Origin of the sequence: Streptomyces sp. CAI-85, assembly GCF_013363615.1 — a bacterium.
In the GTDB taxonomy this organism is placed as follows: domain Bacteria; phylum Actinomycetota; class Actinomycetes; order Streptomycetales; family Streptomycetaceae; genus Streptomyces; species Streptomyces antibioticus_B.
In genome coordinates, this window is sequence record NZ_JAANNX010000002.1 from 273619 (window position 1) to 296381 (window position 22763).

A 22763-nucleotide genomic window follows, 5' to 3' on the forward strand; every position below is an offset into this window, starting at 1 on the left:
ACGCCCCCTCAGGCGCTCTCGGTCGTTTCCTCCCGCTCCGTGCGGAACGTCCGGCGGTAGGCCGTAGGGGTCACCCCCAGGGCTGTCTGGAGGTGTTGGCGCATGGACTGGGCCGTGCCGAAGCCGGCGTCGTGGGCGATGCGGTCGACGGAGAGGGCGCTGGACTCGAGGAGGTGGCGGGCCCGTTCCACCCGCTGCTGGGTGAGCCACTGGCCGGGGCTGACACCGGCCTCCTCGCGGAAGCGGCGGGTGAAGGTGCGGACCGACATGGACTCCTGGGCGGCCATGTCCCGCAGTTGGATCGGCTCGTGCAGCCGGGCCAGTGCCCAGGCCCGCGCCGAGGCCGTGCTCGACTGCTGGGGGTCGGGCACCGGCCGGGCGATGTACTGGGCCTGTCCGCCGTCGCGGTGCGGCGGGACGACGGTGTAGCGGGCCACGTGGTTGGCGACGGCGGTGCCGTGGTCGCGGCGCAGGATGTGCAGGCACAGGTCGATCCCGGCGGCCACGCCGGCCGAGGTCAGCACGTCCCCGTCGTCGACGAACAGCACGTCCGGGTCGACGCGCACGCGCGGGAAGAGCTTCTGCATGTGGTCGGCCTCGGCCCAGTGCGTGGTCGCGCGGCGGCCGTCGAGGAAACCGGCGGCGGCCAGCACGTACACGCCCGTGCAGATGGAGGTGAGGCGGGTGCCCGGGCGGATGTGGGCCAGGGCGGCGGCCAGCTCCTCGGTGAGCACGCCCCGCTCGAAGACCGGGCCCAGCTCGTAGGAGGCGGGGACCACCACCGTGTCGGCGGTGGCGAGCGTCTCGGGGCCGTGGTCGACCATCAGGGCGAAGTCGGCGTCCGTCGCGACCGGCCCCGGCGGCCGGACCGAGCAGGTCACGACCTCGTACAGCGGTCGCCCCTCGGCGTCCTTGGGGCGGCCGAAGATGCGGTGCGGGATGCCCAGCTCGAAGGGGATCAGCCCGTCGAGGGCGAGCACGACGACGCGGTGCGGGTGGTGGGCGGCCGGAACGGCTTCCTGCGGCATGGCCCGATCCTAGCGAATGCTGACCCTCGGGCCACTAGTTGAAGGTGCATGGATGTTGGAGTCTGTACGGCGTGTCCCAGATAAGCGAAGTGCCCGCCCCGGCCGGGGCGCGGTCCCCGAAGAAGGCGGCCCGGATCCACCGCGCGTGGTTCGTCGCCGCCGTCACCTTCGTCACGATCATCGGCGCGGCCGCCTTCCGTTCGCTGCCGAGCCTCCTCATCGACCCGCTGCACCAGGAGTTCGGCTGGTCGCGCGGCACGATCGGCGCGGCCGTCTCCATCAACCTCGCGCTGTACGGGCTCACCGCGCCGTTCGCGGCCGCGCTGATGGACCGGTACGGCATCCGCCGGGTGGTCGCCGTCGCGCTGACCGTGATCGCCGTCGGCTCGGGCCTCACCGTGTGGATGACGGCCGCCTGGCAACTCCTGCTCTGCTGGGGCCTGCTGGTCGGCCTCGGCTCCGGTTCGATGGCGCTGGCCTTCGCCGCGACGGTCACCAACCGCTGGTTCACCGAGCGCCGGGGCCTGGTCAGCGGCATCCTCACCGCGGCCTCCGCCTCCGGCCAACTCATCTTCCTGCCGCTGCTGTCCTGGATCGTCACCCGGTACGAGTGGCGTCCGGCGGCCGTCACCGTCGCGCTGGCCGCCCTCGCCGTCGTCCCCTTCGTCTGGCTGCTGCTGCGCGACCACCCGGCCGACATCGGCGTCGCGCCGTACGGGGCGAAGGAGTTCGTGGAGAAGCCGCCGCCGGTGACGGGCGCCGCCCGCCGCACGGTCACCGTCCTGCTGAAGGCCGTTCGCACCGGCCCGTTCTGGCTGCTCGCCGGGACCTTCGCGATCTGCGGCGCGTCCACCAACGGCCTGATCCAGACGCACTTCGTGCCGGCCGCCCACGACCACGGCATGCCGATCACCGCGGCGGCCTCGCTGCTCGCGGTCATCGGGGTGTTCGACGTCGTCGGCACGATCGCATCCGGCTGGTTCACCGACCGCTTCGAACCGCGCCGTCTGCTCGCCGTGTACTACGCCCTGCGCGGCGTCTCGCTCCTCTTCCTCCCCCTCCTCCTGGCCCCCTCGGTCCACCCGCCGATGATCTTCTTCATCGTCTTCTACGGCCTCGACTGGGTCGCCACCGTCCCGCCCACCCTGGCCCTGTGCCGGGAGCAGTACGGCGAGGACAGCGCCATCGTCTTCGGCTGGGTCCTCGCCTCCCACCAGGTCGGCGCCGCGCTCGTGGCCTTCCTGGGCGGCGTCGCCCGCGACACCTTCGGCTCCTACGACGTCGTCTGGTACGCCTCGGGCGCGCTGTGCGCGGCGGCGGCCCTGATGGCCCTGGTGATCCGACGCCGCCCGGCGGCTCCCGTGCCCACGGGCGCCCTGCCCGCCTAGGGCCTCAGACGTGGTCCGCCCAGGGCCTCAGAGGAACCGCCCCCGGTGGAACAGCAGTGGCGGTTCCTCGTCGGCCGTCGTGCCGAGCGCGGTCACCCGGCCCACCACGATCAGATGGTCGCCGCCGGTGTGGACCGCGTGGACCGCGCAGTCGATCCAGGCGAGGGCACCGGCCAGGCGCGGCGCGCCGGAGACGGGCGCGGGGTCGTGGCGGACCCCGGCGAACTTGTCCGCGCCGCTCACCGCGAAGGCCCGGCACAGGGCGGCCTGGTCCGCGCCCAGCACGTTGACGCAGAACACGCCCGCGCGGGCGATGCGCGGCCAGGTCGTCGACGTACGGCCGACCATGAAGGCGACCAGCGGCGGGTCCAGGGACAGGGACGAGAAGGACTGGCAGGCGAACCCGGCGGGGCCCGGCTCGCCGTCGCCCGCCGGGGCGGTGATCACGGTGACGCCCGAGGCGAACGCCCCCAGCACGCGCCGGAACTCCGCCCGGTCCACCGGCGCGCGCTCGTCGTCGCGCACGCAGCGCAGCTCGGGCCGGGGCAGCGCCTCGACCGGCCGTGCCCGCAGATACCGGACGGCCGCCGCCGCCATCCCCGCGTGTCCCATCACACCGCCCATTGAAACTGACAGAGCGTCAGATCGGAAGGGGTGTGCATCACGTACGCTGCCGCCCATGGGGTGGGAGAACGTGCGTACGAAGACGGGTCTGAGCTGGGGGAAAGGCGTGCAGTCCGCCGCCGCGGCGGCCGGGGCGGCACAGCTCCCCGTGGTCATCCTGCTGTGGTGGTTCCAGCGGCTGGACACCGAGGACTACGGCCTCATGGGCCCCACCTGGGGACTGGCCTGCCTGACGGTCTTCGCGCCCCTGTACCTGCCGTTCCTGGGCCTGGCGCACGCCTGCGCGCAGACCCTCCCCGCCCTCACCCTCGCCCGCACCGCGCTGCGCCCCCTGCCCTGGCCCGAGTGGGTACGGCACCTGCTGGGCACGGCGCTGGTCGCGGTGGCGTGGGCCGGCGTGGCGGCCGCCCTGTGGGGACTGCCGTTCGGCACCACCGCAGGGGCGCTTACGGCGCTCGGTGTCCTGCCCGTCCTCGCCGTGCACCGGACGCGGCGGCGTCCCCGGGGAACCTGGGGCATCTGGTGGCGGGCGGGGGCCGCCTCCGTCGCGCTGTCCGTGCTCACCGTGCTGGGCGGCCTCCTCGCCACGGCCACCGGCCTGATCGAGGAGTACGAGCCGCCCGAGCTGTCCGCCGACCGGCTCGCCGGCGTCTGGCGCGGCGCGGACGGCGCGGAGCTGCTGCTGCGGCCCGGCGGCCGGGCCGAGCTGACGGGGATCCCGGCGGACGAGCCCGGCTCCTACGGCGAGGTGATCGTCTGCGAGGGCACCGGCACGTGGGCGCTCGGCCGGGCCGACGACCACGCCCGCCGGGACGCCGTCGTCCTGCGGATCGCCGCGGGCAGCGGCACCGGCAGCGGCTGCGGCGACGAGCTGACCTGGACGATCAGCGGCACGGACCGGGCCCCCGAACTCTTCGCGGTGCTGGGCGATCCGGACGCGGGGGACGTACGGATCCTGGAGCGGGCGTCGTCCTGAAGTCCGCCGGGGTCAGCGGCCCCGGAAGCGGGCCTCGCGCCGTTCCACGAAGCTCGCCACGCCCTCCCGGGCGTCCGCCGTCGTCATGTTGATCTCCTGGGCGGCGGCCTCGGCCGCGAAGGCGGTGGCGCGGTCGGTGTCGAGGGAGGCGTTGACGAGCTGCTTGGTCAGGGCCAGGGTGCGGGTCGGGCCGGCGGCGAGCCGGGCGGCCCAGTCGTGGGCGGTCTTGGGCAGGTCGGCGTCCGGGACGACCCGGTTGACCAGGCCGAGGCGTTCGGCGTCCGCCGCGGTGAGCGCGTCGCCGAAGAACATCAGCTCCTTGGCGCGCTGCGGGCCGATCAGCCGGGGCAGCAGATAGGCGCCGCCGCCGTCCGGGACCAGGCCCCTGCGCACGAACACCTCGATGAAACGCGCCGATTCGGCGGCCAGTACCAGATCGCAGGCGAGCGCGAGATGCACGCCGAGCCCGGCCGCCGTGCCGTTCACGGCGGCGATCACCGGCTTCTCGCAGTCGAGGACGGCGGAGATCAGCCGCTGGGCGCCCAGTCGGAGCGTGCGGGCCACGTCCCCGGCCAGGCGCTGTTCGGCCACGGGCTCCCCGACCTTTCGCTCCCCGGCCACGTGCTGTTTGGTTACGGGTTCCCCGGCGCCGTGCTGTGCGGCCGGGTGCTGTTCGGTTACGGGCTCTCCGGCGCCGCGCTGCTCGGCCATGGGCTCCCCGGCCTTCCGCTCTCCGCCCACGTGCTGTTCGGCTACGGGCTCCTCGGCCACGGGCTCCCCGGCCACGCGCTGTTCGGCCACGGGCTCCTCGGCCATGGGCTCCCCGGCCTTCCGCTCTCCGCCCACGCGCTGCTCGGCCACGCGCTCTCGGGCTCCCCGCTGCTCGGCCACGCGCTCTCCGGTCTCCCGCTGCTGGCCCACGCGTTCCTCGGCCACGCGCTCTCGGGCCCCGCGTTCCTCGGCCACGGGCTCCCCGGCCCTCCGCTCCCCGGCCCTCCGCTCCCCGGCCCTCCGCTCTCCGCTCACGCGCTGCTCGGCCCCGCGCTGCTCGGCCCCGCGCTGCTCGGCCCCGCGCTGCTCGGCCCCGCGCTCCTCGGCCGCGGGCTCCCCGGCTCTCCGCTCTCCGCCCCCGCGCTCCTCGCCCACGCGCTCTCCAGCCCCCCGCCCCCCGGCCAAGCGCCCTCCGGCTCCCCGCTCCTCGGCCAAGCGCCTCCCGGCCCCCCGCTCACCCGCACCCGCCCCCGCCCCGCCCCGCAGATCGGCGCCCGCGCAGAAGCCGCGGCCGGTTCCTGTGAGGATCACCGCGTGGACGTCCGGATCGGCGGAGGCGTCGGCGAGGAGCGCGATCAGCTCGTCGCGCAGGGCGGGGGTGAGGGCGTTGAGGGCCTCGGGCCGGTCGAGGGTGAGGCGGGTGACATGGCCGTCCACCGTGACCAGGATCCCGGGGCCGGGCCGCGTCACCGGCACACCACCAGCGCGTCCAGCGCCACCGCGCCCTGCCCCCGGGGCAGCACCATCAGCGGGTTGATGTCGAGCTCGGCGAGGTCGTCGCCCAGCTCCAGCGCCATCCGCTGCACCCGCAGGATCACCTCCACCAGGGCGTCCAGATCGGCCGGGGGACGGCCGCGGACGCCGTCCAGCAGGGCCCGGCCGCGCAGTTCGGCCGCCATCGCGCGGGCCTGGTCCTCGCCGAACGGCGGCACGCGCACCGCGGTGTCCCGCAGGACCTCCACCAGCACCCCGCCCAGCCCGACCGTCACCGTCGGCCCGAACAGGTCGTCGTGGGTGACGCCGACGAACATCTCCACGCCCCGCTCGACCATCTGGCAGACCAGGACGCCGTCCAGGCCGACGTCCTCGTAGCGGGCGATGTCGGTCAGCTCGCGGTAGGCGTCGCGGACCTGGCTGGCCGAGGTCAGACCGATCTTCACCAGGCCCAGTTCGGTCTTGTGGGCGATCTGGCCGCCGGACGCCTTCATCACCACCGGGTAGCCGACCAGCCCCGCCGCCCGGACGGCCGCCGCCGCGCTGGTGACGAGCTGCTCGCGCGGGACCCGGATGCCGTACGCGCGCAGGAGCTGCTTCGCCGCGTGCTCGCTGAGCTGATGGCCCGGCCGCATCAGCATCCGGGCCTTGCGGCAGGACGGCGACGGGGTGCGCGGGGCCTGGTCGAAGGGGGAGCGGTAGTCGCGGACGAAGCGGTGGTGGTCGAGATGGGCGCGGACGGCGGCGACGCAGTTGGCGAGGGTGCGGAAGGTGGCCACCCGCGAGGAGCCCAACAGGACGTCCCGGTAAGCGGATTCCGTGCCCACGGGGGAGCCCCAGACCACGCACACCAGCTTGTCCGTGTGCTCGGCCGCGTCCACCAGATCCTGGACGAGACGGTCGCTGAGCGGCGGGAACGGGCCGGTGATCGGACAGATCAGGACGCCCACGGCCGGGTCGGCGAGGATCGTGTCGATGATCCTCCGGCCGCGCCAGTCGCCCACCGGATGACCGCCGTTGTCCACCGGGTTGGCCACGTTCAGGTACTCGGGGATCCACTGGTGCAGTTCGGCCTGGCGGGCCGGTGAGAACACCGGCAGCCGCAGCCCCGCCGCCGTCGCGAGGTCGGCCGCGTGCGCGCCGGTGCCGCCCGAGATCGAGTAGACGACGACCCCGTCGGCCTGCGGCGGCCTGGCCCGCGCCAACAGGGCGGCGGTGTCCTGGAGTTCGTCCAGACCGTCGACGCGGATCACCCCGAACTGGCGCATCGCGGCGTCCACCACCTCGTCCGCGCCGGTCAGTTTCCCGGTGTGGGAGGCGGCGGTGCGGGCTCCGGTCTCGGTGCGGCCGACCTTCACCGCGACCACCGGCACCCCGCGCCGGGCGGCCCGGTCGGCGGCGAGCAGGAAGGCGCGGCCGTCCTTGAGACCCTCGACATAGGCGGCGATGGCGCCGACGTCGGCGTGTTCGGCGAAGTAGGAGAGGAAGTCGGCGGTCTCCAGATCGGCCTCGTTGCCGGTCGGCGCCCAGTGGGAGAGGCGGACGCCGTTCTCCTGGAGGGCGAAGACCGGGCGGCCCTGGTGCCCTGACTGGGTGATCAGGGCGATGGCGGGGCCCTTGAGGTCGTCGCGGAACAACTCGAAGGCGTTGAGGTTGGTGTTGGGCCCGAGCAGCCGCATCCCGGAGCGCCGCACCGCCGCCGTGAGCCGGGCCTGCGCGGCGGCGCCCGCCTCGCCGGTCTCCGCGAAGCCGGAGGCGAAGACGACCACGAACCGCACCTTCGCCTCCGCGAGCCGCTCGATCACCGGCAGCGGATCGGCCACCAACAGCACGGCCACGTCGACCTGTTCGGGCAGCTCGGTCACCGAGGGCACGCAGGGGATGCCGAAGACCGAGGTGCGGGTGGGATGCACCGGGTGCAGCCGGGCCCCCACCCGCTCGGCCCAGCGCACCAGTTGCCGGGTGACGCCGGTGTTCGGGCGGCCCTCGGTGTCCGAGGCGCCGACGACCGCGACCGACCCGGGCCGGAAGAACCGGTCCAGATCGGGGGTGTCGGCGTACAGCGGACGGCCGCTGACGTCCAGGTCGTCCGTGTCGGCCGGCCGCCCGTGCACGGCCGGACCGGGCTGCTCGCCGCAGGCGAGGACACGGGCCCGGCGGGAGTCGGTGGTGAGGGTGCCGTGGGTTGATCCAAGCATCGGTCCGCCCCGCTCCTGTGTGACTGGGACTGCACTGTGACCGCCAAGTAACTGACGCTCTGTCAGATTACAGAACTGACAGAGTGTCAGGAATGGGTGTGCACACAGAAAGGACGAACGGGTGCGAGGGCTGCCCTACAGGACGGCCAGCACCTCCCGCGCCACCCGCTCGCCCGACCGCACCGCGCCGTCCATGAACCCCATCCAGTGCACGGACGTCTCCGTCCCCGCCCAGTGGATGCCGCCGACCGGCTCACGCAGGGCGCGCCCGTACCGGGTCAGGACGCCGGGCGTGGCGATGGAGACGGGGCCGCCCCGGGTGTAGCGCTCGTTGTTCCAGCGTTGCAGGACGAACGCCGTGGGGGAGGCGGCCTTCGCGCCGAAGTAGGTCACGTAGTCCTTGAGGACGGCCGCCCTGACCTCCGCCTCGCCCGCCGCGTCCAGTTCGCGCATCCGGTCGGCCTCGATGAACCCCATCAGCGCGCCGAAGGAGGCGTCCGGCGGGGAGTTGTCGAAGGTGGAGCTGATCACCCCGGTGTCGCTCACCACCTGGCCGTTGAGGCCGTCCGCCCGCCAGAAGGGGGTGTCGTAGACGGCGATCGCCTTGCCGACCGAGGCCATCGGCAGCCGCTGGGTGAGCTGGTCCCGGGCGGCCGGCAGCAGCGGGTCGTAGGAGATCCGGGCCGCGAGCGGCGGGGGTACGGCGACCACGACCCGCTTCGCCGTGACGGTGACGCCGTCCGCCGTCACGACGTACGAGCCGCCGCCGGACCGGGTGATCGTGCGCACCGGGGCGTTCAGCACCACCCGGTCGCCGAGCGCGGCGGCCAGCCTCTCCGGCACCTGCTGCGAGCCGCCGGCGAACCGCAGTTCCTGGGCGCCGTTCGCGGTCTCGGTCAGCCGCTCCAACGTGCCCGGTGTGCCGGGCTCTCCGGCGGCGGCGATGTAGAACAGCACGAACAGCAGGGAGAGTTCACGCGGCTCGGCCGAGAAGATCGACGTACAGGCCACGTCCAGCAGGAACTTGGCGGACGGGATCACGGCGTTGGCGCGCAGCCAGGTCTCGAAGGTCTGCCGGTCCCATTCCTCCGCCTTGGCCGCGGTCCAGGGCGCGTCCACCGGCACCTGTCTGGCCATGTCGTCCAACGCGGCCTGTACGGCGGCCGCGTTGGCGAGACCGGCGACGTCGACCGGCGGGACCGAGCCGAGCAGGCCGTCGGTGGCGTAGGGGGTCCTCTTGCCGTCCTTGTAGAGGAGGTTCTTGCCGGTGTTGTAGGTGGCGAAGGTCCCTACGCCGAGGGAGTCTGCGAGGGCCTTGATGCGGGTCTGGGTGGGGCCGATGAACTCGCCGCCGCCCTCGGTCACTTCGCCGTTCGGCAGGGTGAGGCCGAGCACCCGGCCGCCGACGCGGCCGCGGGCCTCCAGGACGGCGACCGTCCGCCCGGCGGCGACCAGGTCGCGGGCCGCGGTGAGACCGGCCAGACCGGCGCCGACGATCGCGACGTCCACGTCCCGGGTGGCCGCGGCGGCCGTACCGGCGGAGGCCGCGGTGAGGGCGGTCGCGCCGGCGGCGACGGCGGTGACGGCGGCGGTGCGGCCGAGCAGGGAGCGGCGGGAGAGGGGTCTTTCGTTCGCGGTGTGCGGTCTTCCACTTGCCGTGTGCGGTCCTTCACTTGCCACGTGCGGCCTCCGTAGGAGAGGGGCGGGCGGAGCCGGAAAGATGAACAGGGCTCACATTCTGGCTCCGCGCGCGGGCACGGGACAACGCTCGCGTCACATTCGGCACACGAGTAAGCGGGGTGCGGGCTAAAGGAGTTGGGTGCCGCGGGTCCTCACCGGAACTGCCGGCGCACGGCCTTGGCGATCCGTTCCGCGTCGATGCCCAGCTCGCGCAGGGTGCCGCTGATCGGTGTGGTGAACCCGGTGAAGTACAGGCCGGGCGCGTCCTTCGGCGCCTGCGGGCCGTGCGCGAGGGGCAGCCCGCGCTCGTCGAGCACGCCGAGATGGCCGACCAGAGGCTCCAGGGCACGGACGTAACCGGTCGCGGCGACCACGGCGTCCGGCGAGATCCGGGTGCCGTCCGCGAGGAGCACCTTGCCGCCCTCCTCGAAGGCGTCCACGGCGGCGACCACCTCGATACGGCCCTTGCGCACCCCGTCGATCAGACCGACGTCCTGCACCGGGATCGCACCCTCCCGGGCCCGGGTGTAGAGCCCGCTGTCGGGGCGCGGCAGCCCCTGCGCGGAGAGATCGGGCAGGGTCAGCGCCATGACCCGGCAGATCCGGTCGACCAGGCCGACGGGCAGCCGCCGGACCAGGATGCCGCTGTACTGGGCGGGCCAGCCGGCGGTCGAGCGCCGCACGATGTGCGGGACCGTGCGGACCGCCAGCCGCACCCGTGACGCCCCGTGCTCCACCAGGTCGACGGCGATCTCGGCACCGGTGTTGCCGACGCCGACGACGAGCACGTCCCGGCCCGCGTACGGGGTGCCGTCGCGGTAGGCGGCGGCGTGCACGAGGTCGCCGTCGTAGGTCTCGCGGCCCGGCCAGTCCGGCAGGTGCGGGGTGTGGTTGTAGCCGGTGGCGACGACGACCGCCGCGCCGGTCAGCTCCCGTCCGCCGGTGCCGTGCAGCAGCCAGCCGGTGCCGTCGGCCGAGCGCTCGATCCGGGAGACCTCGACGCCGGTGATGATCTCCAGCTCATGGACCTCGGCGTACTTCTCCAGGTACCGCACCACGTCGTCCCGCTTCGCCCAGCGCCCGAAGCGGCGGGGCATCTTCAGCCCGGGGAGGGCGGACGTCCGCCGGGTGGTGTGCAGCCGCAGCCGGTCGTAGTGGCGGCTCCAGGACGCTCCGACCTCGGCCTTCTCCACCACGACCGCGCGTATCCCCCGGGCGCGCAGGGCGTGCGCGACGGCGAGTCCGCCGGGGCCGCCGCCGACCACGTAGACCGGGCGGTCGGCGGGGTTCGCGGCGGGAGCGGCGCCGGTGGTCGCCGCGGGAGCGGGGGTGGGCCCGTTGCCGGGCGCGGGCGGTGCGGAGTCTTCCATGAGCGCGAGCGTAATCACGTGCGCGGTTGATGGGTCTCGGTCAAGACCGGAATTGGTTGCGGATCGATCACGCTTGGGGGAGTGGTGGGTGGGACCGGTGACGTACTTCACCCGGTCGTGAAGGCGGGGCTTCCCGGTGTGCTGGATCTGACGTACCGTCAGATCCATGGACGCTATCTGGCTCACGGGTGCGGAATGGCTGGCCGTCCTGCGGATCGGGCTCGGGCTGTGGTGGCTGGAGAGCTGGCGGCACAAGGACCGGCGGAGCTGGTTCGAGGGCGGCGGTATCGCCTGGGCGGCGGAGATCGCGGCCAAGCACCGCTGGAACGCGGTCCGTTCGGGTTTCGACGTGGTCGTACGGCCGCGGCCGCGCGTGATGGCGTACGTCGTGATCTACGCCGAACTGGCCCTCGGGCTTGGGCTGGTCCTCGGCTTCCTCACACCGATCGCCCTGGCGGCCGGACTGCTCCTCAACCTGATCTATCTCGTCCTCATGATCCATGACTGGGCCGAGCAGGGGCAGAACGGGATGATGGCGCTGATCTCGCTCGTCGGCCTGGGCGGGATGGCGTGGCAGACGTGGTCGGTGGACAGTGCGCTGGGATGGTTCTGACCGGGGAGGGCGGTGGTGACGATGGCCGAGACGCGGCGGTACGACCTTCCCGAGGCGGACGCCTTCACGCGCGCGTACTGGGACGCGGCGGCGGAGGGCCGGCTGCTGATCCGGCGCTGCGGGGACTGCGGGCGGGCCCACCACTATCCGCGGGAGTTCTGCCCGTACTGCTGGAGCGAGTCCGTGACCTGGGAGAACGCCAGCGGCCGGGCCACGCTCTACACCTGGTCCGTCGTCCACCGCAACGACCTGCCGCCCTTCGGGGAGCGCACGCCGTACGTCGCCGCCGTGGTCGACCTCGCGGAGGGGCCGCGGATGTCGACGGAGGTGGTGGATGTGCGTGAGCCGCGGGTGGGGATGGTGCTGGAGGTGCGGTTCCGGGAGGGGGTACCGGTGTTCGGTCCGGCGTGTGGGCCGGGTGTTTCAATGACGGGATGATTCTCCACGGCCATGACCTGCTGCTTCGCCCCTGGGACCCGGAGGACCCCGGTGACGTGGACGCGTGGCTGCGCGGGCACGTCGACGAGGAGTTCCGGCGCTGGAACACGCCGTTGCGGACGATCACCGACCTCGCGGGTGCGCGGGCCGCGCTGGAGGCGAGGGCGGCGGACATGACCGCCGGCACGGGCATGACCTTCTGCGTCACGGACGCCCGCGACGGGGCTGTGCTCGGCCAGATCGGCGTCCACGCGATCGACCGGGTGATCAGCGTGGCCCGGGTCGGCTACTGGGTCCTCCCGGAGGCCCGCGGCCGCCGCGTCGCCACCCGCGCCCTCCTCCTCGCGTCCCACTGGGCCTTCACCGACCTCGCCCTCCACCGCCTGGAACTCGGCCACGCCCTGGGCCACGAGGCGTCCTGCCGCACAGCGCAACACTGCGGCTACCTCCCCGAGGGCACACTACGAGGCGCGATGTGGGAGTCCAACCGCCGCGACGCATACCGAGACGTCCACCTCCACGCCCGCTTGTCTACGGATGGGGAGCCGGAGGTGGGGCGCTCATTCGGGTGAGCGTGGTGCTGGCCGCGGCGAAGGCGGTGGCTGCCGACGTACTTTCGACACCATGCCCTCAGAGAACCCTGCCACCTTCCCGTGGGTCCGCTTCCTGCCCGAGGCCGACGTCCAGGTCTTCACCGCCGAACTCACCGACGCGTTGGGGGCGCCGGACTCCGCCGACAAGGACGCGTCCATCGCCCAACTCCTCATCGCCTGGCAGCACACGGCGGAGATCCACGCCGACCCCGAGCTATTGGCAGCGCTGACCAGGGATGCAGGTCAGGAGTAACGGCTCTTGCGAGCCCTGCCGTTCACAGGAGATGGTCGGCCTTTCCTGCCTTGATGTTGAGGATGAGAGCGCGGAGAGCTTCTTGGGTGTCGGTGAGGGGGGTGCCTTCCTGGCCGGCGACGGCTATGTAGGCGTTGCCTGCGGTGTCCGTGCCTATGCGGAAGCAGTTGTTGCCTTCGCCGCAGTAGGGCTCTTCCCAGGTGATGTGATTCATGGAGGGCTCCTCGTTCACAGCAGGTGGTCGGCTTTGCCTGCCTTGATGTTGAGGATGAAGGCGCGGAGGGCTTCTTGGGTGTCGGTGAGGGGGGTGTCTTCCTGGCCGGTGACGGCTATGTAGGCGTTGCCTGCCGGGTCGGTGCCTATGCGGAAGCAGTTCGCGCCCTCGGCGCAGTAGGGGTCTTCCCAGGTGATCTGGTTCATGAGGGCTCCTCAGAGGTCGCCTGCGATGCGGTGCATGAAGTCACGGGAGTCGGCCGGGGACAAGGACGCCGACTCCATCCAGTCCAGGTGCGAGCGGTACTTGTCGAGCTGGGACTGTCCGTGCAGGAACTCGGGACCGTGCGCCGAGTCCAGTTCCACGGTGTCGAGTTGAGGCACCGGGCCCTCCGCGTAGATCACGGCCTGTCCGGCGCCGGGGAAGGCTCCGGCACGGAAGGGGATGACCCGTACGTCGATGTTCTCGCTCTCGGACAGCTCGCAGAGCTGATCGAGCTGGGCCCGCATGACCTTGGCGCCGCCGAACTCCACGCGCAGCGCCGCCTCATGGACGTAGCCGACGTATCCGATCGGGTCCTCGCGATGCAGCACCTGCTGGCGTTGCAGCCGCAGGGCCACACGCAGCTCCACCTCGGCCCGGGAGAGCGGCGGAAGCGCGGCCGCGAACAGGGTGCGGGCGTAGGCATCGGTCTGGAGCAGTCCGGGTACGTGCATCGCCAGACCGGCCCTGACCCGCCGGGCGTGCCATTCCAGTTCCGCGATGTCCATGAGCGGGGCGGGGAGTTGACCCCGGTACGAGTCCCACCAGGCCCGGGGACTCGGGGCCGCCATGTCGGCCAGCGCATCGACGTACGCGTGGTCGTGGCAGTCGTAGTTGCAGGCCAGGGTCCGCAGACGTTCTGGTGAGATGACCCGGACGCCGGCCTCGATGTTGGAGATCTTCGCCCGGTCGATGCCCAGCAGCCCCGCCGCGTACTCCGTGCTCACCTGCGCCGCGAGGCGCATCTTCCGCAGTTCGGCACCCAGGCGCTTCTGACGTTCGCTGGGGGTTGCCCGTGGCGGCATGTGTCACTTCCTCCAATGGTCGCGGCGCCAGTCTGCCGTTCCGGGCGGGTCCGGTCCACCACGGAAGTGGTAATTCTGGCGAATGAGTGGCAATGTGCCACCGACTTCTTCTACTGTCTGTAACAGGACGACCACGGAGTCGTCCCGGATTCGCCCGGAAGCGCATCACGCACGTCCGCTCCGCTTCTCCTTCCCTGGGAGGGGTGGGCGTGTGGCAGGGAGACAGGCCACCGGGAGAAACCCCCCGTGAGGAAAGGGAGTTGCCGTGCATCTCGACGTCGTGTCCTGCTTGTCGCCGGTCTCGGCCAAGGGTGACGTCCCGTTCGTCGCCAGTCGGCCCGAGGATCTCTGCTACAGCTTCACCCTTCCGGCGGCGCCCCGTAGTCCCGGTGTCGCCCGGGCCACCACCCGTACCGTCCTCCGCGCGCACCGGCTGGACGACGTGGCCGAGCCGGTCGTGCAGGTGGTGAGTGAGCTGACCACCTGCGCCTACCGTCTCTCCCTCACCAAGGAGATGTACGTGTCGCTGCGGTACCGCGACGCCGCCCTCCGGGTGACCGTGTACGACGGGCACCCCCGTCACACCCACGCCCGCCTCGGCGCCCTCTGCGTGCTGAACCGGCGGGCCACCCTGCGGCTCCTGGACGAGGTCGTCCGGGCCTGCCGGGGCGACTGGGGCATCGGCGGGGCCCGTGAACCGGGCGGGGGCACCCGGATGTGGGCCGTTCTGCCGCGGGCGGGGGCCGTCGGCTATCTCAGAGGCGGCGAGGTCTGAGACCCCCGGTGTCTCACGGCCACAGCAGGCCCCGGACCCAGCCCTCACCCTCCCTGCGGTACGTCACCCGCACATGCCGCCGCCGTTCGTCGCCCTGGAAGAACTCCGCCTCCTCGGGGTGGAGGTGGTACAGCGTCCACGTCGGCGACTCCGCCGTAGGGTCCGCCCGGGCCTCGCGCCAGGCCGCGTCGGAGACGGACGCCAGCTCCTCCAGGGAGGCCAGGGGCTCGCTCTGGCGCCCGGTCAGCGCCGCGGCCAGCGCCCCCGTCGAGCGCGCGTGCAGATCGGCCTGGGCCGCCCGGGCGGGGGCGATCGAGACCGGGCCCCGCAGCCGGACCTGGCGGCCGAGCACCGGCCAGTAGAAGGTCAGCGCCGCGTACCGGCGGGCGTCGAGCTGCCGGCCCTTGCGGCTCGTGGCGTGCGTCGCGAAGGACCAGCCGTCGGCGTCGGCACCGTGCAGCATCACGATCCGCGCGTCCGGCATCCCGTCCGCGTCCGCCGTCGCGAGGGTCATGGTGTGCGGCTCACGCTCACCCGCCGCCACCGCCTGCGCGAACCACTCCGTGAAGAGGGCCAGCGGGGAGCCGGGGGCCGACGCCGGGTCGAAGGGCCGCAGTTCGGTTACGCCGGGCGCCCACACCCGGAGCGATCGCAGCAGTTCATCAAGATCCCTGGTCATGGATCGAGTATCCGGGTGTCCGGCCGCCTCACCACGCCCCCCGCTCCGCGTCAGCGGCGCGCGAACTGCCCCCCCGTCCCCTGCACCGCCTCCGCCCGCACCGCGAGCCCCTCCACCGTCAGCCGTTCGCCGTAGATGTCCGTGAGCCGGATCGTGCCCCCGCAGCCGGTGCCCTGCTCGGAGAGGAAGTAGTTGTACTCCGCGCGCGGCAGGCTGAGCCACGAGCCGTCGCCGGTACGCACCTCCAGACGGGCCAGCGGATTGCGGTGGCCGAGCGCCTGGATCCCGCACCAGTACCGGCTGGAGCCCGTCTTGTAGCGGATCGAGACCGTGTCCGAGGTCGCCGGGCTCAGCAGACTCCAGTCGACCGTGATACGGCCCGCCGAGAGCGGGGCCAGTTTCGCGAACGCCTGGCGGCTGAGGTCCAGTTGACCCGCCACACAGGGCGCCGGGCACTCGTTGGTGATCCGGACCGTGATCGACTTCCCGCCCGCCCGCACCTGCACATACGCCCCGCACGCCTTCGACGTCTCGTAGTCCGCCGTGTTCATCGCCGCGGTCATCACGTCCGAGGACGGACCGAAGGAACAGGCGCCGTCGCCGTCCCCGATGTCGTACGAGGTCGCCACGCCCCGATAGGTGGCACCGGGACGGATCCGGCCCGCGAGGGAGCCGGTCGCCGCCGGGGTGCGGGGCGCGGGCCGCGCGGAGGTGGAGGGGGAGGGGACGGAAGGGGTCGGCTTCGGGGAGGCGCTCTCCTTCTTCTTCCCGGCCGTCGGGCTCGGTGACGCCGAGGACGGCTCGGCGGAGACCGACGGCGAGGCGCTCGCCTTCGCGCTCGCCGCGGGGGCGGCGGCCGGCTCGCCGGAGCCCCCGTCGGGGCGGAAGGCCACGACCAGGGACACGACGAGCGCCACGGCGGCCAGGGCCGTCACGGAGACGACCGAGGCGCGGGCGGTACGCCGCTCGGGGCGGGCGCGGTGGCGGCGGTGCGGGGCGGAGGGCACGGGGGCATCCTTACGTGGTTCAGGGGCCCACGTGTGCCGAACGTGGCGAACGTTACGCGGCCCACCCCCCACGGGCCCACCCCCCCCGCGGGCCGACCCTCACTCCCGCCCCAACACCACCGTCCCCGAAGAGCAGAACCACCCTCCCGTCCCCGACGCCACCCCCAGCCGCGGCAGTTGGCCGTCCGGGCGCCGCACCTGTCGTTCCCCGGCCTCGCCGCGCAGTTGCCGTACCGCCTCCACGAGGAGGAACAGGCCCCGCATTCCCGGGTGTTGGGCCGAGAGGCCGCCGCCGTCCGTGTTCACCGGCAGCTCCCCGTCCGCCACCAGGAGCCGTCCCTTCTCCACGAACGCCCCGCCCTCGCCCTTGGCGCAGAAGCCGAGGTCCTCCAGCGTCACCAGCGTCATGTAGGTGAACGCGTCGTAGATCTCCGCGAAGTCCATCTCGTCCGTCCGCACCCCGGCCCGTGCGAACGCCAGCCGCCCGCTGACCGCCGCCGGTGACACCGTGAAGTCCTCCCACTCCGACAGGCTCGCGTGCGACACGTGCTCGCCGGTGCCGAGCACCCACACGGGCGCGGTACGGCAGTCCCGTACGTACTCCTCGGCCGCCAGCAGGACCGCGGCGCCGCCGTCGGAGCGCAGACAGCAGTGCAGCTTGGTGAAGGGGTCGGCGATCATCGGGCCGGACAGCACGTCGTCCACCGTCACCGGATCGCGGAACATCGCCTCCGGGTTCAGGGCGGCGTTCGCCCGCGCCTGGACCGCGATCTGCGCCAACTGCTCGATCGTCGTGCCGAATCGCAGCATGTGGCGGCGGGCGGCCATCGCGTACTTGGCGACGAGCGTATGGCCGTACGGCACCTCGAACTGGAGCGGGCCGCCCCCGCCGAACGCGAACGTGCCCGTGCGCCGGCCCGCCCGGATGTCGGCGCGGGCCGTGGAGCCGTAGACCAGCAGGACGGCGTTCGCGTGCCCCGCCGCGATCGCGTCGGTCGCGTGGGCCGCCATCACCTCCCAGGTCGCGCCGCCGACCGAGGTGGAGTCCACCCAGGTGGGGCGGAGCCCCAGGTAGTCGGCCACTTCCACGGGGGCCAGGGTGCCGAGCCCCGCGGAGGCGAAGCCGTCCACCCGGGACCGGTCGAGGCCCGCGTCCGCCAGCGCGCGGCGGGCCGCCTGGGCGTGCAGGGCGTACGCGGTCGCGTCGTCCACCCGGCCGCAGTCGGAGAGGGCCACGCCGACCACGGCCACGCGTCGGTTTCCTGAGACCAACGACGGTCACCTCCCTCTGTGCATCTCGTTGCCGGGCTCCTAATATGACGGACCGTCAGATGCGGAGGGAAGTGCCATGGACCCCAGCTTCACCGCCGAACAGGACGAGATCCGCCGCACGCTGCGCGAACTCCTCCACAAACGCTGCGGCTTCGAGGAACTGCGCGCCGCCGTCGACACCCCCGCCGGACACGACCGTGCCCTGTGGACCGTCCTCGCCGACCAGTTGGGCCTGCCCGGGCTCGCCCTGCCGGAGGCGTACGGCGGGGTCGGCTGCCCGGTCACGGACCTCGCCCTCGCCGCGGAGGAGCTGGGGCGGGCCCTCGCCCCCTCCCCGTTCCTCGCCACGTCCGTCCTCGCCGCGCCGCTCATCCTCGCCCTCGGCACCGACGCCCAGCGCACCGCCCTGCTGCCCCGGCTGGCCGACGGCACACTGACCGCCGCGCTCGCCGTCCCGGCCCCACGGCTCACCACCGCCCTCGCCCTGACCTGCGCGAACGACGGCGCCTGGGCCGGGGACGGACGGGCCGGCGGCATCCAGGCACGCCGGACCGGGGACGGCTGGCGGCTGTACGGGGAGGCGGCCCAGGTGCTCGACGGGCACAGCGCCGGGCTGCTGGTCGTCGCCGCGCACACCGGCGGGTTCGTACGGTCCCGGGTGCTGCTGTTCCTGGTGCCGGGGGACGCCCCCGGGCTCGTCCGGGTACGGCAGACCGCTCTGGACGCGACCCGGCCGCAGGGGCGCGTCCAGCTCCGTGACGTGCCGGCCGAACCGCTGGGCGGGGAGGACGGGGACGTCACCGGGGCGCTCGCGGCGGCCGGGAACTCCGCCGCCGCCGTCCTCGCCTGCGAGGCCGTCGGGGCCGCCGGACGGGCGCTGGAGCGGACGGTGGAGTACGCGGGTCAGCGGGAGCAGTTCGGGCGGGCGATCGGGTCCTTCCAGGCCGTCCAGCACCGGCTCGCCGATGTGTACGTGGCGCTCCAGGCGGCCCGCTCCGCCGCCTACTACGCGGCCTGGGCGGCAGGGCACGGGGAACGGGCCGGCGGGCTCGCGCTCGCCCAGGCGCTCCAGGCGCTGCGGACCGCCGCGGGGGAGGCGATCCAGGTGCACGGCGGCATCGGCTTCACCTGGGAGCACGAGGCGCATCTGTACTTCAAGCGCGCGGCGGGCGACGACCTGCTCTTCGGGCCGGTGCACCGGCTGCGCGCCCACGCGGCCGACGAGGCGGGGCTCTTCTCCGGGGCGGAGGTGGCGGTGTGACCGGCGTCGGAGGCGGGGTCGGAGATGGTGGCGGCGGTCCCGGTGTCAGAGGTGGTGCCGACGGCGGTGCCGGCGCCGGTGTTCGCGCCGCCCTCGCCGTCCGCGCGGTGCGGAAGGTCTCCTCGACCCGGGGCTTCGCGAAGGTCGCCCCGCATGTCGTCCCGGCCCTCGACCGCGCCGTCCACCGGCTCACCCGGGGGAAGCTGCTGCTCAGCGCCCTGATGCTGCCGGGCGTGATCCTCACCTCCACCGGCGCCCGCAGCGGCCTGCCCCGGCGCACCCCGCTGGCCTGCATGCCCACGCCCGACGGCCTCGCCTGGACCCTGGTCGGCTCCAACTTCGGGCGCCCCGGCCACCCCGCCTGGACCACCAACCTCCTGGCCCACCCCGACGCCGACATCAACTGGAAGGGCACGGACGTCCCGGTCACGGCCCGGCTGCTGACGGGCGAGGAGCGGGCGGCCGTATGGCAGGACCTGCTGCGGTTCTGGCCGCCGTACGCCACGTACCAGGCCCGGGTGGAGCGGGAGATCCGGGTGTTCCGGCTGGAACGGCGGGGTGAGTGACGACCGCCGGGGTGGGCGGTCCGGCGTCTCGGAACGCCCGCTGGATCAGCAGTCCGGCTCCGATGCCCAGCGTCGCGGTGGCGACAGCGGGGGCTGGTCGGCGACCGCCGGGGCTGAGTGGCGACTGCCGAGGCCGGTGACCGCCGGGGCTTGGTGGCGTTCGCCAGGACTGCGCGGCGCGGCTGCCGAGGCCGAGCGGCGACTGCGGAGGCCGCCGGGGCCGGCCCGTGACCGCCGGGGCCGCCCGGCGGCCGTCGGGACTGCCCCCGTGCCTCAGAACGCCCGCTGGACCAGCAGGAACGCCCCGATGGCCAGCATCGCCGCGCCCGACGTGCGGGTCACCGCACGGGCCGCCGTCGGGCGGGCGCCGAGGAGGGTGCGGGCCAGGACGCCCACCGTGAGGTAGACGGCCGCGCAGCACGCCATGTGCAGCAGGCCGAGCGCGGCGGTCTGCGCGGCGACCGGCAGGTGGCCCTCGCCCGGGGTGAGGAACTGCGGCAGGACGGAGAGGTAGAGCAGCAGCCCCTTGGGGTTCAGGCCGCTGATCGTGGCGCCCCGCAGGAACACCCGCGCCCCGCCCTCCGTGACCGTCTCGCCCGCCCCCGGCACCCCGGGCCGCCGCAGCACGCTCCACCCCAGCCACACCAGATACGCCGACCCCGCCACCGTCAGCGCCGTGAGCAGCGCCGGGGAACCGGCCACCAGCACCGCGAGCCCGGCCGCCGCCAGTGCCGTGTGCAGGGCGTAACCGCTGACCAGCCCCGTCACCGCCGCGCCCACCGAGCGGCCGCGCAGCCCGGCGGAGATCACATACGCCCAGTCGGCGCCCGGTACGCAGACCAGCAGCAGATCGAGGGCGAGGAAGGAGAGCAGGGTGGCGGAGTCCATGAGGGGGACATTAGGCGCGATGCGGCCGAAAGTGTTCCCGATGTTTTCCCGAAATGCGGGACGGTGGGGGAAGATTTCCCTCATGGACGACGTGGACCGGAAGATTCTTGCCGAGCTTCAGCAGGACGGGCGGCTGACCGTGACCGAGCTGGCCGCGCGGGTGCGCCTCAGCGTCTCGCCGTGCCACCGGCGGCTGCGCGAGCTGGAGCGGTCCGGGGCGATCAGCGGCTACCGGGCGATGGTGGAGCCGACGGCCGTCGGGCTGGCCTTCGAGGCGCTGGTCTTCGTGTCCATGCGGCAGGAGGACCGGGACACGGTCGTGGAGTTCGAACGGGCGGTCGGCGAGGTGGAACACGTCCTGGACGCCCAGCGGCTCTTCGGGGAGCCCGACTATCTGCTGCGGGTGGCCACCGCCGACCTCGCGGCCTTCCAACGGCTGTACGACGAACGGCTCGCGACCCTGCCGGGGGTGCAGCGGCTGACGTCCACGCTGGTGATGAAGCACGTGGTGAAGGACCGGCCGCTGCCCGCGTGAGCGCCTCCCGCGCGGGCCCCGCGCAGCGGCGCGGGCGGTGGTCCACCCGGTGAACCACCGCCCGCCAGACAGGACTTGGCGCCGCAGGCTGCTCGATCGCCTGCTTGGACTGCTTCGGCTGCTTCGGCTGATTCGCCGCTTCGCCTACTTCGTCGGCTTCTTGCCCGTGATGCCCAGATACACCAACAGGGCCAGATTCGGCTTCAGTTCAGCCTGCTTGACGCCCCACGACTGGAAGCCCTTCTGGTGCGAGGCGACCGCCGCGAGCATCGCGACCAGCGAACCGGCGATCGCGGCCGGGTTCACGTCCTTGTCGACCTTGCCCTTGGACTGCAACTCCGTGACGGCGTCCGCGAGGGAGTTGTTCACCGAGTTCAGGATCTTCATGCGGAGCTTGTAGAAACGCTTGTCGCCCTCGGCCGCGCCGAGATCGACGACGCGCAGGATCGCGTCGTTCCTCTTCCAGAACTCCAGGAATCCGTCCACGAGTTCCTGCGCCGTCTGCCAGCCCGCCTTGCCGACCCAGGAACGGCCCTCCAGCACCTCGGTCAACCCGGCGCCCTCGGCGGCCATTTGGTCGGCGATCTCCAGGACGGCGCCCTCGACGTCCGGGAAGTACTGGTAGAAGGTCGCGGGCGAAGTGCCCGCCTTCCGGGCGACGTCGATGACCTTGACGTCGCGGTACGGAGAAGAGCTGAGCATCTCGCTGAGGCAGTCCAGCAGCTTCTGCCGCGTCGCCTGCCCGCGCCGACCGGCCACGCGGCCGTCGACGGTACGCACTTGTCCTGTCATGCCGTCAGCTTACCGAGGGGTGATCGGAGCGCGATTCGGCCGACTGCAAATGGGGTGCGCGAGGGTGCGGAGGCGGGTGTGCCTGGTCTGCGGGCCGCGGAGTGCGCCGTTAGTTTGGCAGCATGGCCGAAAACAGGGCATCGGTGTACACAGGGGGATCCCCGCAGGGATACCCCGAGGGCGTCCCCTGCTGGGTGGACGCGCAGCTCCCCGACGTGGACGCGGGCAGGCGGTTCTACGGTGAGCTGTTCGGGTGGACGTTCGAGGACGCGTACGGCAGCGCCGGGGGACCGGGTGGCTCCGGCGGTGCCGTATGGGCCCGGCTGGACGGCGCGGTCGTCGCCGGGCTCGCCCCCAAGACGGACGGCAGGATGCCCACCGTCTGGACGGTGTACTTCGCGACCCCGGACGCCCAGGCGACCGTACGGCGGATCCGGGACGCCGGCGGACAGGTGGTGATGGACCCCTACCCGGTGGACGGCGCGGGCACCGCCGCCCTCGCCTCCGACCCCGAGGGCGCCGTCTTCGGCCTCTGGCAGGCCGCCGCGCCGCCCGGCGGCCACCCCGGCTTCGGCCTGCGGCACACCCCCGGCTCCTTCGCCTGGGCCCAGCTCTACGCCCGGGACACCGCCGCCGCGAACACCTTCTACGGCCATCTCTTCCACGACGCCCTCTTCGGACCCGGCGCAGAGCCCGACTTCGGGCGGGCGCCCGTAGGGGACGTCTTCGCGGAGTTCATGCCGCCGCACTTCCTGGTGCACTTCGGCGTCGAGGACTGCGCGGCCGCCGTCGGCGCCGTGAACCGGCTCGGCGGGCGCGTCCAGGCGGAACCGTTCGACGCTTCGTACGGCACGGTGGCCGTCGTCACGGACAATCAGGGGGCGTCGTTCGCGCTGCTCCAGCGCTGAGCGGCGCACGGAACGTACACGATCGACCGCGGGAGACCCGCGCGGTGGCCGTGCGTGCCCGCGTCTTGCCCACATCTTGCCCGCATATGAGATGAGACACCCCGATTGCCCCCGGGTTCGCAACCGGCCGCCCGGTTAGGAAGAATCAGGGTG

The 22763-nt window shown here is 73.2% G+C and carries 24 protein-coding genes and 2 pseudogenes; 11 read left to right on the forward strand and 15 right to left on the reverse strand.

Annotated elements, in window-relative coordinates; genetic code table 11:
* Positions 1-8: 8 nt before the first annotated feature.
* On the reverse strand, positions 9-1028 hold the full coding sequence (locus G6W55_RS04195; protein WP_175519400.1) for a GlxA family transcriptional regulator: 1020 nt from the start codon (positions 1026-1028) through the stop codon (positions 9-11).
* 71 nt (positions 1029-1099) lie between these two features.
* Between G6W55_RS04195 and G6W55_RS04200 the strand changes: the two genes are divergently transcribed.
* Positions 1100-2416, forward strand: coding sequence for an MFS transporter (locus tag G6W55_RS04200; RefSeq protein WP_309243624.1), 1317 nt, complete (start codon positions 1100-1102; stop codon positions 2414-2416).
* 27 nt (positions 2417-2443) lie between these two features.
* Here the strand turns inward: G6W55_RS04200 and G6W55_RS04205 are convergent, their stop codons facing one another.
* The gene (locus tag G6W55_RS04205) at positions 2444-3028 is read right to left on the reverse strand and encodes a flavin reductase family protein (RefSeq protein WP_175519639.1); all 585 of its coding nucleotides are present in this window, start codon (positions 3026-3028) and stop codon (positions 2444-2446) included.
* Positions 3029-3095: 67 nt separating this feature from the next.
* On the opposite strand from G6W55_RS04205, the gene G6W55_RS04210 reads away from it, so the two are divergent.
* Positions 3096-4016: a hypothetical protein gene (locus G6W55_RS04210; RefSeq protein WP_254876095.1), complete on the forward strand. Its 921-nt coding sequence runs from the start codon at positions 3096-3098 to the stop codon at positions 4014-4016.
* 12 nt (positions 4017-4028) lie between these two features.
* On the opposite strand, the pseudogene G6W55_RS04215 reads toward G6W55_RS04210, so the two are convergent.
* The 5 genes and pseudogenes from G6W55_RS04215 to G6W55_RS04235 form a co-directional block, all read right to left on the reverse strand.
* Positions 4029-4595: pseudogene (locus G6W55_RS04215) on the reverse strand (enoyl-CoA hydratase/isomerase family protein); the annotation flags it as partial.
* Positions 4596-5264: 669 nt separating this feature from the next.
* A pseudogene (locus tag G6W55_RS04220) lies at positions 5265-5483 on the reverse strand (enoyl-CoA hydratase/isomerase family protein); the annotation flags it as partial.
* Positions 5474-7699 carry an acetate--CoA ligase family protein gene (locus tag G6W55_RS04225; RefSeq protein ID WP_175519401.1) on the reverse strand — a complete coding sequence of 742 codons (2226 nt, stop codon included), beginning with the start codon at positions 7697-7699 and terminating at the stop codon, positions 5474-5476. The gene G6W55_RS04225 and the pseudogene G6W55_RS04220, both read right to left, overlap by 10 nt.
* 135 nt (positions 7700-7834) lie before the next feature.
* On the reverse strand, positions 7835-9379 hold the full coding sequence (locus G6W55_RS04230) for an FAD-dependent oxidoreductase (RefSeq protein WP_175519402.1): 1545 nt from the start codon (positions 9377-9379) through the stop codon (positions 7835-7837).
* Positions 9380-9531: 152 nt separating this feature from the next.
* Positions 9532-10749, reverse strand: coding sequence for an NAD(P)/FAD-dependent oxidoreductase (locus G6W55_RS04235; RefSeq protein ID WP_175519403.1), 1218 nt, complete (start codon positions 10747-10749; stop codon positions 9532-9534).
* A gap of 166 nt (positions 10750-10915) precedes the next feature.
* On the opposite strand from G6W55_RS04235, the gene G6W55_RS04240 reads away from it, so the two are divergent.
* The 4 genes from G6W55_RS04240 to G6W55_RS04255 are packed head-to-tail and all read left to right on the forward strand — an operon-like array spanning position 10916 to position 12646.
* Positions 10916-11362 carry a DoxX family membrane protein gene (locus G6W55_RS04240; RefSeq protein WP_175519404.1) on the forward strand — a complete coding sequence of 149 codons (447 nt, stop codon included), beginning with the start codon at positions 10916-10918 and terminating at the stop codon, positions 11360-11362.
* A 21-nt stretch (positions 11363-11383) separates the two neighbouring features.
* On the forward strand, positions 11384-11800 hold the full coding sequence (locus tag G6W55_RS04245) for a Zn-ribbon domain-containing OB-fold protein (RefSeq protein WP_175519405.1): 417 nt from the start codon (positions 11384-11386) through the stop codon (positions 11798-11800).
* Positions 11797-12372 (forward strand): GNAT family N-acetyltransferase, encoded by a 576-nt coding sequence (locus tag G6W55_RS04250; RefSeq protein ID WP_175519406.1) that lies wholly within the window; start codon positions 11797-11799, stop codon positions 12370-12372. The genes G6W55_RS04245 and G6W55_RS04250 overlap by 4 nt, the downstream gene beginning before the upstream one ends.
* 52 nt (positions 12373-12424) lie before the next feature.
* On the forward strand, positions 12425-12646 hold the full coding sequence (locus tag G6W55_RS04255; RefSeq protein WP_175519407.1) for a hypothetical protein: 222 nt from the start codon (positions 12425-12427) through the stop codon (positions 12644-12646).
* Between the two features lie 22 nt (positions 12647-12668).
* On the opposite strand, the gene G6W55_RS04260 is transcribed toward G6W55_RS04255, so the two are convergent.
* Genes G6W55_RS04260 through G6W55_RS04270 form a run of 3 tightly spaced genes read right to left on the reverse strand, consistent with a single transcriptional unit; the run spans position 12669 to position 13927 of the window.
* Entirely contained in the window at positions 12669-12860 is a 192-nt protein-coding gene (locus G6W55_RS04260; protein ID WP_175519408.1) for a hypothetical protein, read from the reverse strand.
* Positions 12861-12874: 14 nt separating this feature from the next.
* Positions 12875-13066, reverse strand: coding sequence for a hypothetical protein (locus tag G6W55_RS04265; protein ID WP_175519409.1), 192 nt, complete (start codon positions 13064-13066; stop codon positions 12875-12877).
* A 9-nt stretch (positions 13067-13075) separates the two neighbouring features.
* Entirely contained in the window at positions 13076-13927 is an 852-nt protein-coding gene (locus tag G6W55_RS04270) for a helix-turn-helix transcriptional regulator (RefSeq protein WP_175519410.1), read from the reverse strand.
* 265 nt (positions 13928-14192) lie between these two features.
* Here G6W55_RS04270 and G6W55_RS04275 point away from each other — a divergent pair, with 265 nt between their 5' ends.
* A complete protein-coding gene (locus G6W55_RS04275) occupies positions 14193-14702 on the forward strand; it encodes an ATP-binding protein (RefSeq protein ID WP_309243625.1) in 510 nt (169 codons plus the stop codon).
* Between the two features lie 13 nt (positions 14703-14715).
* On the opposite strand, the gene G6W55_RS04280 is transcribed toward G6W55_RS04275, so the two are convergent.
* The 3 genes from G6W55_RS04280 to G6W55_RS04290 all read right to left on the reverse strand — a co-directional run bounded on the left by G6W55_RS04280 (position 14716) and on the right by G6W55_RS04290 (position 17639).
* Complete coding sequence (locus G6W55_RS04280; protein WP_175519411.1) at positions 14716-15381, reverse strand: pyridoxal 5'-phosphate synthase; 666 nt, start codon at positions 15379-15381, stop codon at positions 14716-14718.
* Positions 15382-15431: 50 nt separating this feature from the next.
* Positions 15432-16388: an expansin EXLX1 family cellulose-binding protein gene (locus tag G6W55_RS04285; RefSeq protein ID WP_175519412.1), complete on the reverse strand. Its 957-nt coding sequence runs from the start codon at positions 16386-16388 to the stop codon at positions 15432-15434.
* A gap of 99 nt (positions 16389-16487) precedes the next feature.
* Entirely contained in the window at positions 16488-17639 is a 1152-nt protein-coding gene (locus G6W55_RS04290) for an acetyl-CoA acetyltransferase (RefSeq protein WP_375372426.1), read from the reverse strand.
* 97 nt (positions 17640-17736) lie between these two features.
* On the opposite strand from G6W55_RS04290, the gene G6W55_RS04295 reads away from it, so the two are divergent.
* Both G6W55_RS04295 and G6W55_RS04300 read left to right on the forward strand, forming a co-directional pair.
* Positions 17737-18921, forward strand: coding sequence for an acyl-CoA dehydrogenase family protein (locus tag G6W55_RS04295; RefSeq protein ID WP_175519414.1), 1185 nt, complete (start codon positions 17737-17739; stop codon positions 18919-18921).
* 107 nt (positions 18922-19028) lie between these two features.
* The gene (locus G6W55_RS04300) at positions 19029-19487 is read left to right on the forward strand and encodes a nitroreductase family deazaflavin-dependent oxidoreductase (RefSeq protein WP_175519642.1); all 459 of its coding nucleotides are present in this window, start codon (positions 19029-19031) and stop codon (positions 19485-19487) included.
* 273 nt (positions 19488-19760) lie between these two features.
* Here the strand turns inward: G6W55_RS04300 and G6W55_RS04305 are convergent, their stop codons facing one another.
* Positions 19761-20375 (reverse strand): LysE family translocator, encoded by a 615-nt coding sequence (locus tag G6W55_RS04305; protein ID WP_175519415.1) that lies wholly within the window; start codon positions 20373-20375, stop codon positions 19761-19763.
* An 82-nt stretch (positions 20376-20457) separates the two neighbouring features.
* Between G6W55_RS04305 and G6W55_RS04310 the strand changes: the two genes are divergently transcribed.
* The gene (locus G6W55_RS04310) at positions 20458-20910 is read left to right on the forward strand and encodes an Lrp/AsnC family transcriptional regulator (RefSeq protein WP_030785140.1); all 453 of its coding nucleotides are present in this window, start codon (positions 20458-20460) and stop codon (positions 20908-20910) included.
* A 144-nt stretch (positions 20911-21054) separates the two neighbouring features.
* Here the strand turns inward: G6W55_RS04310 and G6W55_RS04315 are convergent, their stop codons facing one another.
* Positions 21055-21690 carry a TetR family transcriptional regulator gene (locus tag G6W55_RS04315; protein WP_175519643.1) on the reverse strand — a complete coding sequence of 212 codons (636 nt, stop codon included), beginning with the start codon at positions 21688-21690 and terminating at the stop codon, positions 21055-21057.
* Positions 21691-21824: 134 nt separating this feature from the next.
* On the opposite strand from G6W55_RS04315, the gene G6W55_RS04320 reads away from it, so the two are divergent.
* On the forward strand, positions 21825-22610 hold the full coding sequence (locus tag G6W55_RS04320) for a VOC family protein (protein ID WP_175519416.1): 786 nt from the start codon (positions 21825-21827) through the stop codon (positions 22608-22610).
* Positions 22611-22763: the final 153 nt, after the last annotated feature.

Coding starts and splice junctions, on each gene's coding strand:
- G6W55_RS04195 (WP_175519400.1), bottom strand. CDS start 1,028: ATGCCGCAGGAAGCCGTTCCGGCCGCCCACCACCCGCACCGCGTCGTC.
- G6W55_RS04205 (WP_175519639.1), bottom strand. CDS start 3,028: ATGGGACACGCGGGGATGGCGGCGGCGGCCGTCCGGTATCTGCGGGCA.
- G6W55_RS04210 (WP_254876095.1), top strand. CDS start 3,096: ATGGGGTGGGAGAACGTGCGTACGAAGACGGGTCTGAGCTGGGGGAAA.
- G6W55_RS04225 (WP_175519401.1), bottom strand. CDS start 7,699: ATGCTTGGATCAACCCACGGCACCCTCACCACCGACTCCCGCCGGGCC.
- G6W55_RS04235 (WP_175519403.1), bottom strand. CDS start 10,749: ATGGAAGACTCCGCACCGCCCGCGCCCGGCAACGGGCCCACCCCCGCT.
- G6W55_RS04240 (WP_175519404.1), top strand. CDS start 10,916: ATGGACGCTATCTGGCTCACGGGTGCGGAATGGCTGGCCGTCCTGCGG.
- G6W55_RS04245 (WP_175519405.1), top strand. CDS start 11,384: ATGGCCGAGACGCGGCGGTACGACCTTCCCGAGGCGGACGCCTTCACG.
- G6W55_RS04250 (WP_175519406.1), top strand. CDS start 11,797: ATGATTCTCCACGGCCATGACCTGCTGCTTCGCCCCTGGGACCCGGAG.
- G6W55_RS04255 (WP_175519407.1), top strand. CDS start 12,425: ATGCCCTCAGAGAACCCTGCCACCTTCCCGTGGGTCCGCTTCCTGCCC.
- G6W55_RS04260 (WP_175519408.1), bottom strand. CDS start 12,860: ATGAATCACATCACCTGGGAAGAGCCCTACTGCGGCGAAGGCAACAAC.
- G6W55_RS04265 (WP_175519409.1), bottom strand. CDS start 13,066: ATGAACCAGATCACCTGGGAAGACCCCTACTGCGCCGAGGGCGCGAAC.
- G6W55_RS04270 (WP_175519410.1), bottom strand. CDS start 13,927: ATGCCGCCACGGGCAACCCCCAGCGAACGTCAGAAGCGCCTGGGTGCC.
- G6W55_RS04280 (WP_175519411.1), bottom strand. CDS start 15,381: ATGACCAGGGATCTTGATGAACTGCTGCGATCGCTCCGGGTGTGGGCG.
- G6W55_RS04295 (WP_175519414.1), top strand. CDS start 17,737: ATGGACCCCAGCTTCACCGCCGAACAGGACGAGATCCGCCGCACGCTG.
- G6W55_RS04305 (WP_175519415.1), bottom strand. CDS start 20,375: ATGGACTCCGCCACCCTGCTCTCCTTCCTCGCCCTCGATCTGCTGCTG.
- G6W55_RS04310 (WP_030785140.1), top strand. CDS start 20,458: ATGGACGACGTGGACCGGAAGATTCTTGCCGAGCTTCAGCAGGACGGG.
- G6W55_RS04320 (WP_175519416.1), top strand. CDS start 21,825: ATGGCCGAAAACAGGGCATCGGTGTACACAGGGGGATCCCCGCAGGGA.